The sequence below is a fragment of the Kribbella orskensis genome (assembly GCF_004342085.1).
GTDB lineage: Bacteria > Actinomycetota > Actinomycetes > Propionibacteriales > Kribbellaceae > Kribbella > Kribbella orskensis.
Window position 1 is genome coordinate 18,464 of sequence record NZ_SLWM01000042.1, and the last position, 15,461, is coordinate 33,924.

Consider the following 15,461-nt stretch of genomic DNA (forward strand, 5'->3'; position numbering starts at 1 on the left):
CCGCCCAGTGCACCGTGAGGAGTCGCCATGAGGCGTTTGATGTTGGCCGCTGGAGTGGCGGTGGGCTTGTTGTTCGCCAGCGCGGCCGTCGCGGAGCCGGTCGCCGCCGCGCAGGCCGCACCACCCGCGCCGAGCAGCATGGCCTCGATCGGGGACTCGATGACCAGGGCGGCCGACGTGTGCTGCTGGTACGGCGATCATCCGGCCAACTCGTGGAGCACCGGCGCTGCGGGCTGGGACGGCATCATCAGTCACTACGAGCGCCTGCGGGTCCTCAACCCCGGGATCACCGGTCGCAACTACAACGACGCGAAGTCGGGCGCGCGGATGAGCGACGCGCCGGGTCAGGCTCAGGCGGCTGTCTCGCAGCAGGCCGGATACGTGACGATCCTGATGGGGGCGAACGACGTGTGCACCTCGTCACCGTCGACGATGACCCCGGTCGACACCTTCCGCGACCAGTTCCGGCAGACCCTGCAGACGCTGGCCACCGGACAGACGCGGATCTTCGTGGCCAGCATCCCCGACGTGCACCACCTCTGGGAGATCTACCACACCGACTTCTGGGCCAGCCTCGTCTGGGACGCCGCGAACATCTGCCAGTCGCTGCTGGCGCCGAACCGGACCGACACGGAGCGGCAGACGGTGCGCGCCCGCAATATCGCTTTCAACACGGTGCTTCGTGACGAGTGCGCGGCATACCCGCTGTGCAAATACGACGACGACGTGACCTTCAACTACCAATTCAGCCGCAGCCAGGTCAGCAAGCTCGACTACTTCCACCCGAGCCTGTCCGGCCAGGCCGCTCTGGCGCAGGTGACCTGGACACACAGCTGGTGGAGTTGACCCAACGTCCTCACAGTCCAGCAGATCCAGCTCCGAGGCTTCTGCCAACTACAGCCCAGATGAGCCCGTACAGCTGTGGACGAACCAGACCAGCCGGAGCGCTCGCCCGGCGTGGAGCGCCGAGGCAAGGGTGCCGGCCGGCGCGGGTGATGTTGAAGGCCATCGCGGCGAGACCAGCCAGGCGCCTTGCGGGTCATGGGCTCAGCCGGAGCTACGCTTAGGTTGCTTCTAGTGGTTGGTGGGTACCTCGGTCAGATGACCTCACCGACCCAGCAGCTTGCGCCCGCTCTCGATATCGACGCCCGCCTCACCCAGATCGAGCGCAGCTTGAACCTGCTGCTCAACATCACGCCGGTCAATGCAGCAGAGGCTTGGACGGATTTCGAGCGGGGTGACTTCGGGACGGCCCCCACTCTCCGGCTCAGACCGCTGGAATTCGAGCCGGACATGGTGCGGCGTGACCTCTACAGCCTCGAGATCGAGAACGTAACGGACCCTGCGCTGCACACACTCTTCCGGGCGAAGCGAGACGAGATAGCACGACAGATCACAGCCTTGGAGGATCGCGACACTTCACGCTTCGTGTACGGGTCATTGCAACTGTACGGAGGGGTCGCCCAGCCTCTCGCATCCGCCGCGGAGGAGCTGCTCGAGACCATCCCAGCCCAAGCTCCCAGCACCCGGAGCGTCACAGCCGGCGCGTTCGCGGAGGCGGCTCGTGCGGAGTTCGATCGATACCGCGCCGTGTATCCGGACTTCCCGGCGCACATCGACGTGCGCGACGACATCTCCGAGCTGATGGTGTCGTTCGGTCGGCTGCTCATCCCCGAAGCCGCCACTATCAGGGCAGACCGCGTCGAGCCGTTGCTGCACCACGAGGTCGGCACCCATGTCGTCACCTACCACAACGGCGCCAGGCAACCCCTGACGCTGCTGACGATCGGACTGCCTGGTTACGACGAGACCCAAGAGGGCCTTGCCGTGCTCGCCGAGTTCCTGACCGGCGGATTGGACCCGCGGCGTCTCCGCGTGCTCGCGGCGAGGGTTGTTGCCGTCGACAAGATGCTCGACGGCGCCGAGTTCCTGGAGATCTTCGAATCGTTACGGGCAGAACATCGGATACCGACGAGGACCGCTTGGTCCATCGCCATCCGGGTCGTCGTCGGGGGTGGCTCTGTGAAGGACGCGATCTACCTGCGTGGGATCACGCGCATCCTCGAAACCCTCGCAGAGGGCAGCAGCCTCGACGTCCTGTTCGTCGGCAAGCTCGCGTTGGACCACATCCCGTTGATCCAGGACCTGCTCGACCGCGAGGTGCTCAAAGCACCATGCGTCCGTCCACGCTGGCTGGACGTGCCCGGCGCTCAGGACCGCCTCGACAGACTGCGCGCGGGCGCGTCGGTCACGGACCTGTACGAAGGAGGTGTGTCGGCATGAGGCTTGCCTTCTTCGTCAACGACGTCGCCACCGAGGTAGACGAGTACACGACTACGCGGCTGGCGAGGGCCGCGGCCCAGCGTGGGCATGAGGTTTGGTACGTCGGGGTCGGAGACGTCGAACTCGGCGAAAGTGACGGGCAACTGGTGGCCCGGGCTCATGCCGCAGAGTTCGAGAAAGACGACACGCTCGAGGCCTTCATGAAGCGCATCAAGGAGCGCGAGGCCGAACGGATCGTCATGGACAACCTCGACGCCTTGTTCCTCCGCAACGAATCGATCGACGATCTGCATGAGCGGCCGTGGGCAAGTCCACTGGGTGTGGTTTTCGGCCAGATGCTCCAGGCACGAGGCGTCACGGTGGTGAACGATCCGAGGTCCCTCACACGCGCGACGAGCAAGCTCTACCTGGAGGAGTTCCCCGAGAAGATCCGCCCCCGATCGCTGGTGACGCGCGACCCGGAAGCGATCGAACGGTTCGCCGGCGAGGTCGGCCACTGCGTCGTCAAGCCTCTGTACGGAGCCAAGGGACGGAACGTGTTCATGATCGAGGACGAGAGCGAAGCGAACCTCGCGCAGATGACCGAGGCGGTGCTACAGGACGGCTACGCGATCGTCCAGGAGTTCGTCGACGGCGGCGAGGACGGCGATGCCCGGATCTTCCTGCTCGAGGGACAGATCCTCGAGCGCGACGGGAAACCGGCCGCCTTCCGGCGAGTGCCCACGGGTAACGACCCGCGGGCCAACATCAGCAAGGGTGGACGCTCGATCCCTCTCGAGATCGGTGACGCGGAACGCGGCATCATCGAGGCGATGAGCAAGAAACTCGTGGCCGACGGCATGTACTTCGTCGGCATCGATGTGATCGGCGACAAGGTGGTGGAGATCAACGCGGAGAGCCCGGGCGGGATGCAGAGCATCGAAAGGCTCTACGAGATCGACGTCTGCCCGACCGTCATCGAAGCCCTGGAGCGCCGCACCGGCTTGAAGCCCTGAGCCAGCCGCTGCACTCAGCCACCACATGGCTGGCCGACAACGTCCCGCGGAACAAGGTCCCCGTCGTACACGACAGCATCTGGACCGGCCTCGTCCACCGCTACGGCTTCAACCCGCGGCCGATCATGATCTACAAGCTGGACAGCGACCCCGCGGTCCGCGACAACCTCGGACGCGTCGACTACCTGGTCGTGCCCGACTGGTACTACCGCACCGGCGAGGCGGCGCAGAAGGACCCGACCCTGGTGGAGGCACGCAAGCACGCCGTCGCAGTGGCGACCTTCGGCGGTGGTACCGACCGGGTCCAGATCTACCGGGTCAGCGACCACTGGAAGCCGCCGACATGACCGGCCGATACCGCCGAATGGTCGCCGGAATGGTCACCGGGATGGTGACCATCGCGGCGCTCGGCGTCGGGTGTGGCCGCCAGCCCGACACGTCCCTGCACCCCGACCCGCCGAACATCGGGTATGCACTCCTTCGTCACCCCTTCCACGACGCGACGCGGTACGTCGACACCAACACCGCCGCCACCCGTTGGCAGGAGGCGCACGGCGCGGACTGGCTGGATCCGATCACCAGCGGCCCCAAGCCCGCTGGATCAACGGCCCCCATGACCTGGGCGTGGTGCCACGCATGGTCACACGCGCCAGGGATCGCGGCGAGATCCCGGTCTTCGTGGCGTACTACATCCCCAACCGCGGCTGCACCGACTTCAAACAGGGCGCGCCCGACACCGCGGCGTACGACGCGTGTCTCCGCGACCTCGTCGACGCCCTCGGCGCGGTCTCCTCGGTGATCGTGCTCGAACCGGACGCGGCCACAGCCGACTGCTACAACGCCGGCCGCGGCAAACTCCTCACCCGCGCGGTGTTGCCTGGTTACGGCTGCAGGGGCGTCTGTCGGTGGCGTGCGTCGGTTTCCTAAACCCTGCGTCGCAGGTTCGGAGCGGCCACAGCACCAAGGCGACATCTCTCAGAACTGCGTGCGGCGCCCGCCTTTGCGCAGGTATGGATCCGCGGGTTCGTTTGCCCCCAGATTGCGGGTAGTCGAAGGGCTGCTCGAGCAGGATAGTGAAGGTAGAGTTTCGACGAAACTATCCTGGCAGGTGACCCGATAATGCCGACCACGAAGCGTGTGAGGACAGCGCTGGTCGCAGCGCTGACGCCGATGGTGATGATCTGCGTTGCCGCCCCGGCGGCGAGCGCGCAATTACCCGAGGCGCCGCCGATCCAGTCCTATCCCGGAGATCCTGGCCGGCTCGGTGATCCGGCCAGCTGGCGAACGCCTGAGTTCAATCGCGACAACGGCATGGTGTCGATCGGGGCGGAGTTCGCGTATGCCGCCGGCTATTCCGGCACCGGGGAGAACATCGGCGTCGTCGACTCGGGCTTCTTCGCCGGGCACATGCGGGAGCACGGCAGCCTCGCAACGAACTACGCCGTCGGCGATCGCTACTTCTCGGTGCAGGCGCAAGGCGGCGAGACGGGTCCGACGCCGGGCTTCTACGACCCGGCTTTCAACGACTCGCACGGCACGCACGTCACCGGGACTGTGGGGGCGAGCCGCGACGGCGTCGGCGAGACGCAGCCCGACGGCCCTGCGGCCAACATGCACGGGGTCGCATTCAACGCCAATGTGTACGTCGGCAACACCCACAAGACCGACGGCGTGTTCTACGGCCTCCTGCCAGCGACCGCGACCGCGGCGCAGACACCGGACAACGCCTACCTCGCCAATGTCTACCGAGCCGTGAACGCCGCGCAGACGGCGAACGGCAAGCCGATCAGGATCATCACCAGCAGCTGGGGCAGCGCTCCTCCCACGGAGAACTACAACACCTATGATCCGCCGCCCGGCGGCCCGGCCACCTTTGGCTTGAACCCGGCGTGGCGTCACCTGTCGACACCTGATGGCGTCGCGGATGCGAACGGCAAGACCGTGCATTGGCTGAATGGCGCAATCGAGGTCGCGTCGACCGGCAAGATCCTCCAGTTCACCGCCGGCAACGCCGGCGTCGCGAACCCGACGGCGCGGGCCGCCACGCCGTACTTCCGGCCTGATCTGGAGGGTCGCTGGTACACCACATCGGGAATCAATCCCAACATCGGGCGGACGCTCAGCGCTGACGGTTCGGTGCTGGTCCCGGGGCAGCAGGAGTTCAACCAGTGCGGCGTCGCGAAGTGGTCCTGCGTCACTGCTCCGAGCAGACTGATCAATAGCACGTGGGTGGAGCTCGTCGACGGCGTACCGCAGCCGCGTTACCGGGCCGCGTCGGGGACGTCAATGGCCGGGCCGCACTCGGCGGCCGCGCTGTCGTTGATCATGCAGCGCTTCCCGTACCTGACCAACGAGCAGGCGCTCTACACGATGTTCACGACCGGCCGGCAGAACAATACGATCAACGATGCGGACGGCAACCCCATTCCGAACCCCACCCGCGGCCAGATCGTGCAGGTTCCCGACCGGCGCAACGGCTGGCACACGGTCAGCTTGCGCGAGGCCATGAACGGCCCGGGCCAGCTGCTCGGGCGGTTCGATGCCGACACCCAGGGATACAGCGACGTGTGGTCGAACGACATCTCCGACGTCGCCATCCGGGCGCGGCAGCAGGAGGATGCCGCCGAGGCAGCCGCCTGGGAGGCGACCAAGATCGCCAAGGGATGGACCAACGGCCTGCCCCCCGACGCGAGCGACATCGACAAGTCGGACTTCGCCATCGGTACCCGCCGCGAGCAGGCCCGCAATGCCCGCGAGTACGAGGGCAGCCTCACGAAGCGCGGCGACGGGACCCTGTTCCTCACGGGGAACGACACCTGGCATGGGACCAGCGCGGTGGAGGCCGGCAAGCTCTCAGTCGTCGGGTCACATGCGAGCTCGATCGCCGTACGCGGCGGAACGCTCGGCGGCACCGGAACCGTGGCCGGCAGCATCGACGTCGGCGGAGGCGTGCTGCAGCCTGGTCTCACGACAGGGGAAGCGGCGCTCATCAACGACGAAAACGTTGCTCCCGGCAATATCCTCGATGTCGGTGGCGACGTCGCCGTCGGCCGGCAGGGTCGCCTCGCCGTGACCGTTTCCGGTGACGACGACTACACAAGCGTCCGGGCTGCGGGTGATCTGGTGCTGGGCGGGGACCTGAGCCTGGATGTGCGCGGCGACCTGACGCCCGGCACCGTGCTGACAATCATGAGCGGCAGGTCGATCAGCGGCAGCTTCCACGCATTGCCGGAAGGCCGTGTCCTGATCGCGGACGGCTATTTGTTCAAGGTCTCCTACAAGGACAACAACGTGACGCTGACCGTGCTGCGCAAGCTGCCTCCGCAGACGTCGGGTACACCGTAAGCGCGAAGGGAACCGACCGGGCATTCGCGCCCGGCCAGTCTCAGACTTGGCCGGCGAGCACTGGCGCCGTCAGGTGCGAGGTAGCCGTCCAGGGACCTCCGCCCTGGCTTGGGCCACGATCCGGGCCTGAGCGGTGCGGCAGCGTGCTGACCTGCGGGTTCGCCGTTCGGGGCGGCTGGATTTGCGCACTAAATGGGGCTTGTACCTAACGGTCGAGTCGCTGGCCACCGTCACGGTGGCCGACGCTGTGGACCTTGTCGAGGCCTACTCGGTGGCGATGCGGAACACCGGGAAGTTGGCGGCGATCCGCTCGAACTCGCTCAGCGGAGCATGTCGGTCCAGTGGGAAATGCGCTCGCGCTCCCGGCGCGACCGCCATGTAACGGCGCAGGATCGGCGCTCGGCCGCCCGGCTCGACCTCCTCCAGTCGGACGAGCTCACAGCGGCCGTGCCGCAGCTCCGCGTGACCTCTCGCGGCCCGGACGTTGCGGACCCAGTTGGCGTCCTCGCCGAGCATCGAGACCAGATAGCGCTCGCCCTCGTAGTCGGCGATCGCCACCGGCATCGTGATCACTCGGCCGGTACGCCGGCCGGGTACGGCGAGGACCGCCAGCCGGTTCGGCAGCACCAGCCCGGACCCGTAGATCGCGGCATCGGCAAGGTTGATCAGCCGACCGGCCAGGTTCGGCCGTCCGTCGCGGTACAGCCACCGGCGCAGGCCGGCCACGGTCTCGCCGGGTGTTCTGAGCAGGCGCATGGTGGTCTCCTCTGCAGGTCGAGCGGGCGAAGCCATCGTGGCCTCCCCGACCATCGCCCTGCAGAGTCCTGGGTCCCGCCGCGCCGGGGCCGAAGGTCCCGTACGGATGAAGCGTGTTGTGCGGTTGAGGCTGCGCTCGGGGGAGCATCGATCCCTCCCTGTGTTTGGTGGTCAAGGAAGTGCAGTTGGAGGACGCCTTGGGCGGGCAGGGAGGAGGTGACTCGGTCCCGGAGCGGTTTGGACGCCATGACGAGCTGCTCTAGCGCGGGGATGGGGTGTCGTGACGTCGGGCCTCGAGCTTGCGGTGGAGGCTGCCGCGGACGATGTTGCCGGCAAGCGTGATCACGTTCGTGGGGTCGATGTTGGCGGCGGACAACACGATCGGGTAGGTGAGGCGGGCCGGATCATCGGAGGGCGGCACAGTCGAGATCGCCTCGTAGCCAGTCGATGGGACGTCCCAGAGACGTATCCGCAACGACGTGTCGTACTCGTCATAAAGCCAGAATTCGGCCTGCTCGGCGAGCACCCGCTGCCGATCCGCCAGCGTCTGCTCATACAGCGGGATCGCGGGCCCAGGTCCCCCGCTTACTGGTAGGCGCCGGCGAGGTTGTTCCGCGACGACAGCGTGTCGCGATGGTCGCCGCGGCGGTGTGTGCGGGCGGTACCGCCACGCATGGCGTGATGGCGCTGAGGTTGTTCGACGAATCCGTGTCGGCAACCCGAACGAGCCGCAGCGATGACTTTCGCGGTGAGCTCGCCTCTGTATAGGTATGAGCTCATTGCGCCAGTCACAGACCACGGCGGTGGTCACCGGAGCGGGCCGCGGCTTCGGATCGGCGATCGCCGCCGCGCTGATCGACCAAGGTCACCAGGTCGTCGGCGTTGCACGCACCGCCGACGCATTGGCGGACGTGCACCGACGATTGGGTGCGGCGTTCGTCCCGGTTGTCGCCGACGCGACCGACGCGGAGACCGCCCGCACCCTGATCGAGCAACACCAACCGACGTTGCTCGTGCTCAACGCGGGCGCGACACCCGCCATCGGCCCGGTACACGAACAGTCCTGGGAATCGTTCAGCCGCAACTGGCAGGTCGACACCCAACACGCTTTCCATTGGATCCGCGCGGCACTGCGCCACCCGCTGACGCCAGGCAGCCTGGTGGTGGCGATATCCAGCGGGGCTGCCCTCCGCGGCTCACCGCTCAGCGGCGGATACTCGGGCGCAAAGGCGATGATCCGATTTCTCGCCGGATACGCCGCCGATGAATCCCGCCGCGCCCGGCTCGGCATCGGCTTCGCCACCGTGCTGCCGCAACTGACGCCTGCCACCGAACTCGGCGCCGCCGGGGTCGCCGCATACGCCCAGCGGCAGGGAATCGACACCGACACATTCGCGGCGGCACTGCAACCGCTTCTCACGCCGGCCATCGTCGGCGCCGAGATCGCGCGGCTGTGCCAGGACACCGACAACCAGGACGAGCACCGGGAGTACCAGCTCACCGGCCACGGACTTCACGCGATGGCGTGAACAACCAGAAAGAGAAGGATATGTTGCTGGAAAACAAGAATGTCGTCGTCTACGGCGCGGGCGGCGCGGTCGGTAGTGCGGTGGCCCGCGGTTTCGCTCACGAAGGTGCCAGGGTGTTCCTGACCGCGCGAAATCTCGACGTCATCGACACGGTCGCGAAGGAGATCTCCGCCGCGGGTGGAGCGGTCGAAACTGCCGTGGTCGACGCCCTGGACGAGAAATCCGTCACCGAACACCTTGACGCCGTCATCGCCAACGCCGGTCGCATCGACGTCTCGTTCAACGCGATCGGAATCCCTCCGCAAGGGCTGCAGGGCATCCCGTTCACCGACCTACCGGTCGACAACTTCATGCGACCGATCACTACATACGCCCAGGCCCACTTCATCACCGCGAAATCGGCGGCACGGCACATGATCCCCCAAGGATCGGGAGTGATCATGATGCACACACCCGAACCCGCCCGGGTGAGTCTGCCGCTGGTCGGGGGCATGAGCGTGGGCTGGGCGGCGATGGAAGCCCTCAACCGCGCGTTGTCGGCCGAATGGGCACAGCACGGTGTCCGCTCGATCTGCCTGCGCACCACGGGCATGGTCGAAACACCGACCATCGACGTCGTCTATGGGCTGCACGCCGACGCGATGGGCATCCCCCAAGACCAATTCACCGCCATGGTCACCTCGATGACCCACCGCAAACGCCCCACCGCACTGGCCGAACTCACCTCAGTGGCGGTATTCCTCGCCTCCGACCAAGCATCGGCGATGACAGGAACTGTCGCCAACCTGACCGGTGGAATCATCGTCGACTGATCACAACACGCCCCGGCTGCCACTCCCATCGGCGGCCGGGGCACCCTTCAATCCGAGGAGCAAGCCATGAACGATCTACTCGCGACCGCGGTCGCCGCACACGGTGGTCTGGACCGGTGGAACCAGCTCAAGACGATCAACGTCAAGGCCGCTATCAGTGGGGCCTTCTGGCAGATCAAGGGAAAAGCGGACGCGATGAGCGACGTTCGCCTCGAGGTGGACACCACACAGCAACAGCTGACCATGGACTACGTCAGTCAAGACCGACGCTCGCTGTTCCAGCCCGACCGGGTAGTTCTGCAGCAACCCGACGGCACAGTTGTCGACTCACGCGACAACCCGGAGCGGTCGTTCGCCGGCCACGAGTTCCACACACCGTGGGACGACTTGCATCTCGCGTACTTCACCGGCGAAGCACTGTGGACGTACCTGAATACGCCGTTCCTGTTCACCTGGCCCGGGTTCGTCTGCGAGGAGATCGCCCCGATTGAGGCCGACGGTGAAACATGGCGGCGGCTACAAGTGACCTTCCCCGACCACATCAAGAGCCACACCCGCACGCAGGTGTTCTGCTTCGGCCCGGACGGGCTGCTGCGCCGCCACGACTTCACCATCGACATCGTCGACCCGACAACCGAATCACACCTCTATGCCGCCGACTACCGCGACGTCGACGGCATCATCATCCCCGCCACGCGACGGGCCTACGCCCCAATGGGCGACGACCAGATCGTCTTCGTCGCCATCGACATGGCTGACATCGCCGTCCACTGATCCGAATTCCTTCTCACAAGGGACATCACGATGAACAACACCTACCGGGCCCAGGTCGTCACGCCGGCGGAATGGGAGGCCGCCCGCCTGCGCCTGTTGGCGAAGGAGCAGGATCTGACCCGCGCCCGGGAGGCGTTGGCCGCTCAGCGCAGGCGGATGCCGTGGCTGAAGGTGGACCAGGAATACTCCTTCGACGGTCCGAACGGCGCCGCCCGGCTGCTCGACCTGTTCGAGGGCCGTCGTCACCTGCTGCTCTACCGCGCCTTCTTCGAGCCAGGCGTGGACGGCTGGCCCGACCACGCCTGCGTCGGCTGCTCGCTGATGGCCGACCAGGTCGCCCATCTCGCGCATCTCCACGCCCGCGACACCACGCTCGCGTTCGCCTCACGCGCACCGCAACCCGACATCGAACGGATGAAAGCGCTCATGGGCTGGGCCATGCCCTGGTACACGATCACCGACAGCTTCGACGCCGACTTCGGCGTGGCCGAGTGGTACGGCACCAACGCATTCATCCGTGACGGCGACAACATCTACCGCACGTACTTCATCAACGATCGCGAGCACGAGCCGATGGGAGCAACGTTGGGTTCCCTCGACTTCACCGCACTCGGACGCCAAGAGGACTGGGAGGACTCCCCCGACGGATACCCCCAGGTGCCGCGATATTCGTGGCTGAAGCGACACGACGAATACGGCCCGACCGGGCGAGCCGCGCACCCCGCCACCACAGAATCGGCGGATCATGCACACCATGACTGAAGCCAAAGCCGGCGACGAGGATTTCGGAAGGCTGAGCGAACCGTTCCGGCGTGAGCTGCTCGCCTACTGCTACCGCATGCTCGGCTCGGTCGACGAGGCCGAAGAGGTGGTGCAAGACGTCTACCTCGACGCCTGGCGTGCCTACGACGCGTTCGAGGGACGGTCGTCGCTGCGTACCTGGCTGTACCGTATCGCGACCCGGGCGTCTTTCAAGGCGCTGGAAAAAAGTAGACGCAGGCCTCTGCCCGCGGATCTCGGCGCCCCCCAGACAGACCTGGATGCGGCGCTCGGCGCACAAGCTCGGGAGGTGCCGTGGCTCCAGCCGATACCCGACTTCCTGTTCACCACCGCACCGGCCGATCCAGCGACGGTCGTGGTGGAACGACAGACTATGCGGCTCGCGCTGGTGGGAGCACTCCAGCAGCTGCCGCCGCGACAGCGAGCCGTGCTGATTCTCCGCGACGTGCTGCAATGGCGTTCCGCCGAGGTGGCGCAACTGCTGGAGATGACGACAGCGGCCGTCAACAGCGCGCTCCAGCGCGCCCGAGCCCAGGTTCCGCTCAGCCAAGACGACCTGACCGAACCCGCCGAGCCACGACAGCGGGCCCTGCTCGACCGATACGTCACCGCCTTCGAAACCGCGGACGTCGATCAACTCGTCGCGGTATTGACCGAGGACGCCAGATGGGAAATGCCACCGATCGCGACCTGGTTCGAAGGCCGCGACACCATCCTCGCCTTCCTGGCCAAACAGATGCGAGTGATCGGGCCGGCCGCACTGGTCCCCACCTCCGCCAACGGACAACCCGCCTTCGCGGTGTACGCCCGCGGCCGCGACGGCGCACACCACCCACATGCGCTGCACGTACTGACACTCACAACCGAGGGCGCCTGCCGGATCGTCGCGTTCCACGGCTCAGGGCTGTTTCCACTGTTCGGGCTCTGACACGGCCAACGGCATGTCCGAACCAGAAAACATCACCCAGCACAACGACGAGCTTCACGCACAGCTGCGACTGTTCTGCCACCTCATGCTCGGTTCGGCCGACGCCGCCGACCGCGTCATGCGGCAGATCTACCATCGCGCACTCGATCACCAAGACGATCAACAGCATCGGCAATCAGAACGCGTCCTACTATTCAGTATCGCCGGCGACCTCTGCGGGGCCCGCGGTCGTTCATCGCAGGCGCCGCCGCGGTCGCCTTCGCCAGCCTTCCCCTAGAACGAAAGTAACCGTTCTTGGAGAGCGACTCCTCGATCCGGTCGTCCAGGCTCCGCACCCGGTCCCACAGGGTAAGCAGCGCCTCGTCGTCCGTCCGCCACGGCTTGGTCAACTCGAAGACGGATTCCTTCGGGACGTAGGAGCGGGCGAGGCTGAACCAGTTGCCGAACTGGATCGACTCGATCTGGTAGACGTCGCCGACGAGGACGAGCAAGTCGAACGTGGTGCTGTTGAGTACCTTCAGCAGTTCGCGTTGTCCACGAAGCTGCACTCGTCGATCACGACGACGCCGTAGCTCGAGCCGAACGACGCGCTTCTGTTGACGTGACTGGTGATCGTGCTGAAGTCGGAGTTCGGCGCGTGCACCCGGCGCTTGAGGTTGTCGACGGCCGGGTTGGTGTGGGCGAGGAAGTGCTTCCGCTCATCCGAGAAGTAGTTGGCGATGTGGTCCACCATGGTGGACTTCCCGGTCCCGGCCGGTCCGTAGATGAGCGCGACCTTCGAGCGCGTGAAGAGCGCCTTCAGCGCCGCGGCCTTCAGGTCGTCGTCGACCTCGCCCGGGTTCGCGTCCAGCCACTCCTGGACGCCGTCGGCGTGCCCCTCGATGCCCTCGCTCGCGATCGCCTGCAGCTTCTCGATGATCGCGACTGTGTCGTCTTCGTACCCGACGATGAAGACGTGCCCGTTCGCGTGCGCGAACTTCCGCGGCGCGTGCCGATCGGTCGGCGGGAGCAGCCGGTTGTGCTTCTTGATCAGTGTATCGACGTCGCCGAGGTCCTCGCACTCGGCGGCCGGAGTGTAGATCGCGCCGTGCTGCTCGACGTTGTTCCTCACCCGGCGGGCCAGCATCTCGTGCTCGCGGCCGGTCGCGTCGATGCTCTCAGCGAGGTCCGCGAATCGCGGGACGTGACCGGCGGGAGCGGTGCAGAACGGCATGGTGTCGAAGGGACTGCTCCGCGACGTGAGCCGGAGCCCCGACAGCCACCTGTTCGGCGTCGGGTCGTACTGGGCCGCCTTGATCCAGTGGTTGCGCATCTGGAGCATCAGGTACCGCAGCACCTGCGATCCCGGCCGTGTTCTGGCAGATCACGCCGTCGACGCTCTTGACCTGCTGTTCTACGGACGCCACCTGGATCAGCCCTGGCCGCAGGTCCGACTTGCGGGGGTCGGTTCAACGGATCCTGGCGCTGAGGAGGCGACGTTGCCGCGCAATCAGACGCTGGTTTCATGACGTCGGCTAGGTCCCCAGGATCGGGAGGCGTTCAGTCGCGAGTGACGCCTGCTGGCCAGACGACTGTTACCGGTAGGTCTTTGTCACGTGCTGCTTGAACCACGTCTGCGGTGCCGCCGTAGCCGCGGGCTGGTTGTCCGTCCCAAACGGCGATCAACTCGTCGGCTCGGTCGAGCATGCGAAGACTGGCGTCCATGTAGGCCTCGGCGTCGGAGACGTCCCGATCGAGGGCGATTGTCTCCGACGCCTTGGACAGGAGCGCGTCGTAGGTTGGGTGATAGGTGCCGGGTAGGCCGTCGCGATATGTCGTTGCTGGGATCACCGCGATCAGACGGCCGCCCAGGTCAAGAATCGTCTGGGCAAAGAGAGCGTCAGCGCCATCCGCGAGACAGGAGATCCCGACGAGATCAGCTGCTCCTGTGGACTCGATAGTGCGGCCCAACTCAGCTGCGATCCAGGCTTCTGTTGATTCAGACAACCCACGATGACCAGAGACTGCGAGATGCAGCACTAGACCTCCCCTTTCAGCGCGCGAGTCAGCGAGCGGGCCTCGCTGCTGCCAGATGGAATGTCCTCTATGAACTGCTCAACTTCATTCACGATTCGCCTGCTGCCGAGGTGTTGCCCTGTGCGCAGTGAGGCTTGGATGGCGACACAGCCCTCTTCAAGGCGGCCGGCTGCGACTAGGACCCGAGCATGGGCGATCAATCCGAGCGCGCGGGGCTTCGGGCCGGTGAGATGCGGATCTGCTTCTGCGAAGGCGGTCTGGGCTCCGTCGATATCGCCAAGTCGGCCGAGAGCGACTGCACGAACTGAGGCGAGCTTGCCGCAATCGAAGGGGAACACCCAAGGCCACACGGGCTCCCCTTTTGGATGGTCCGTCAGGGTGTCCGCGAGTTTCAATGCAGCCAGTGTTGCTTTCTGGTCCTGCAGCTTTCCTGCTGTGACTGCGCGAACCGACGAGAGCCAGGCGCGCGCCGCGTCAGGGGCGGATCGGTCGAGGGTCGCCTCAGCGCGGGCGATGTGTTGGAGCCCGATTCGGGGGTTGCCGAAATCAGTTTCGAACTGGCCGAGACTTGCGACCATGTACGCCGTCAATAGCGGGTGATCGGCTTGCTCTGCACGCCGAATCGCCTCGTTGTACCGCGCGCGAGCAATGGCAGGTTCACCGCGGTCAATCGCGAGCCAGGCGGTCATGCCCGCGATCTCGGCGAGCACGCTGTAGCCGCCGCTGGTTCGAAGGCTCTGATCCACCGTCACTCGCGCCAGTGACAAGTGAGCCTCGACAGCCGGCGCAAGGTGTTCCGACGAAACGGCGTGTTCCATCCGCCGGTAGTGGGCGATGGGCCCGGCGAGAGCCGACCGGAGGTCTGAGGATGCCTGGTCGTGCATGGCGATGTACCGCGCTGCGGCGATCCCAGCGCCTGCTCCGAGCGCTACTCGCAAGAACTCCTTGCGTTCCACGTCGTCACCTGTCCCATCACCCCGTGCTCAACCTCGTGCAGGGGTACCTCGTCCCGATGTCGCGGCGCCAGGCCGAGAAGCTCTCGCTCGCGCGCGGGCATCGAGAGCCCGTCCGCTATGCGCTCCAGCACACTGAGCCGCGACACTCTCCGGGTACCCCGGACTATGTCACTGACCCTGCCTTGGCTAAAACGGCTCTTCGGAATCAGGCGTGGTTCGGTGTTCGTCGATAGGGCCGGGTGCCGTCGGCGGCGAGCAGGATGCGTAGCCGGTAGTTGGTGAAGTTG

Annotated in this window: 17 protein-coding genes; 11 read left to right on the forward strand and 6 right to left on the reverse strand. The window is 66.1% G+C overall.

Annotation, left to right across the window (positions count from 1 at the left end):
- The first annotated feature begins 27 nt into the window (after nt 1–27).
- The 6 genes from EV644_RS42680 to EV644_RS42705 all read left to right on the forward strand — a co-directional run bounded on the left by EV644_RS42680 (nt 28) and on the right by EV644_RS42705 (nt 6,623).
- Complete coding sequence (locus tag EV644_RS42680) at nt 28–846, forward strand: SGNH/GDSL hydrolase family protein (RefSeq protein ID WP_132197297.1); 819 nt, start codon at nt 28–30, stop codon at nt 844–846.
- A gap of 255 nt (nt 847–1,101) precedes the next feature.
- Nucleotides 1,102–2,283 carry a peptidase MATCAP family protein gene (locus EV644_RS42685; protein WP_241999431.1) on the forward strand — a complete coding sequence of 394 codons (1,182 nt, stop codon included), beginning with the start codon at nt 1,102–1,104 and terminating at the stop codon, nt 2,281–2,283.
- A complete protein-coding gene (locus EV644_RS42690) occupies nt 2,280–3,278 on the forward strand; it encodes an ATP-grasp domain-containing protein (protein ID WP_132197301.1) in 999 nt (332 codons plus the stop codon). Before EV644_RS42685 ends, EV644_RS42690 begins: the two co-directional genes overlap by 4 nt.
- A gap of 125 nt (nt 3,279–3,403) precedes the next feature.
- Nucleotides 3,404–3,625 carry a hypothetical protein gene (locus tag EV644_RS42695; protein ID WP_132197303.1) on the forward strand — a complete coding sequence of 74 codons (222 nt, stop codon included), beginning with the start codon at nt 3,404–3,406 and terminating at the stop codon, nt 3,623–3,625.
- 70 nt (nt 3,626–3,695) lie between these two features.
- On the forward strand, nt 3,696–4,205 hold the full coding sequence (locus tag EV644_RS48330; RefSeq protein ID WP_255511480.1) for a glycoside hydrolase family 6 protein: 510 nt from the start codon (nt 3,696–3,698) through the stop codon (nt 4,203–4,205).
- Between the two features lie 192 nt (nt 4,206–4,397).
- Nucleotides 4,398–6,623 (forward strand): S8 family serine peptidase, encoded by a 2,226-nt coding sequence (locus EV644_RS42705; protein WP_132197307.1) that lies wholly within the window; start codon nt 4,398–4,400, stop codon nt 6,621–6,623.
- A gap of 264 nt (nt 6,624–6,887) precedes the next feature.
- On the opposite strand, the gene EV644_RS42710 is transcribed toward EV644_RS42705, so the two are convergent.
- Together EV644_RS42710 and EV644_RS42715 are read right to left on the reverse strand one after the other, a co-directional pair.
- Nucleotides 6,888–7,379: a nitroreductase/quinone reductase family protein gene (locus EV644_RS42710; protein WP_199240365.1), complete on the reverse strand. Its 492-nt coding sequence runs from the start codon at nt 7,377–7,379 to the stop codon at nt 6,888–6,890.
- A 259-nt stretch (nt 7,380–7,638) separates the two neighbouring features.
- Nucleotides 7,639–7,905, reverse strand: coding sequence for a hypothetical protein (locus EV644_RS42715; protein WP_132197309.1), 267 nt, complete (start codon nt 7,903–7,905; stop codon nt 7,639–7,641).
- A 244-nt stretch (nt 7,906–8,149) separates the two neighbouring features.
- Between EV644_RS42715 and EV644_RS42720 the strand changes: the two genes are divergently transcribed.
- The 5 genes from EV644_RS42720 to EV644_RS42740 all read left to right on the forward strand — a co-directional run bounded on the left by EV644_RS42720 (nt 8,150) and on the right by EV644_RS42740 (nt 12,202).
- On the forward strand, nt 8,150–8,908 hold the full coding sequence (locus EV644_RS42720) for an SDR family oxidoreductase (RefSeq protein ID WP_132197311.1): 759 nt from the start codon (nt 8,150–8,152) through the stop codon (nt 8,906–8,908).
- 20 nt (nt 8,909–8,928) lie between these two features.
- Nucleotides 8,929–9,720, forward strand: coding sequence for an SDR family NAD(P)-dependent oxidoreductase (locus tag EV644_RS42725; protein WP_199240366.1), 792 nt, complete (start codon nt 8,929–8,931; stop codon nt 9,718–9,720).
- 66 nt (nt 9,721–9,786) lie between these two features.
- The gene (locus EV644_RS42730) at nt 9,787–10,494 is read left to right on the forward strand and encodes a hypothetical protein (RefSeq protein ID WP_132197315.1); all 708 of its coding nucleotides are present in this window, start codon (nt 9,787–9,789) and stop codon (nt 10,492–10,494) included.
- Nucleotides 10,495–10,524: 30 nt separating this feature from the next.
- Nucleotides 10,525–11,256, forward strand: a complete 732-nt coding sequence (locus tag EV644_RS42735; protein ID WP_132197317.1) for a DUF899 domain-containing protein — start codon at nt 10,525–10,527, stop codon at nt 11,254–11,256.
- Nucleotides 11,249–12,202, forward strand: coding sequence for a sigma-70 family RNA polymerase sigma factor (locus tag EV644_RS42740; protein ID WP_241999433.1), 954 nt, complete (start codon nt 11,249–11,251; stop codon nt 12,200–12,202). The genes EV644_RS42735 and EV644_RS42740 overlap by 8 nt, the downstream gene beginning before the upstream one ends.
- A gap of 194 nt (nt 12,203–12,396) precedes the next feature.
- Here the strand turns inward: EV644_RS42740 and EV644_RS45850 are convergent, their stop codons facing one another.
- From EV644_RS45850 to EV644_RS42760, 4 genes are all read right to left on the reverse strand, one after another.
- Entirely contained in the window at nt 12,397–12,750 is a 354-nt protein-coding gene (locus EV644_RS45850; RefSeq protein ID WP_199240367.1) for a DEAD/DEAH box helicase family protein, read from the reverse strand.
- A complete protein-coding gene (locus tag EV644_RS42750; RefSeq protein ID WP_199240368.1) occupies nt 12,720–13,538 on the reverse strand; it encodes an ATP-binding protein in 819 nt (272 codons plus the stop codon). Before EV644_RS42750 ends, EV644_RS45850 begins: the two co-directional genes overlap by 31 nt.
- Before the next feature lie 203 nt (nt 13,539–13,741).
- Nucleotides 13,742–14,221 (reverse strand): hypothetical protein, encoded by a 480-nt coding sequence (locus EV644_RS42755; RefSeq protein ID WP_132197323.1) that lies wholly within the window; start codon nt 14,219–14,221, stop codon nt 13,742–13,744.
- The gene (locus EV644_RS42760) at nt 14,221–15,174 is read right to left on the reverse strand and encodes an NsdA family TPR-like regulatory protein (RefSeq protein ID WP_132197325.1); all 954 of its coding nucleotides are present in this window, start codon (nt 15,172–15,174) and stop codon (nt 14,221–14,223) included. The genes EV644_RS42755 and EV644_RS42760 overlap by 1 nt, the downstream gene beginning before the upstream one ends.
- Between the last annotated feature and the right edge of the window lie 287 nt (nt 15,175–15,461).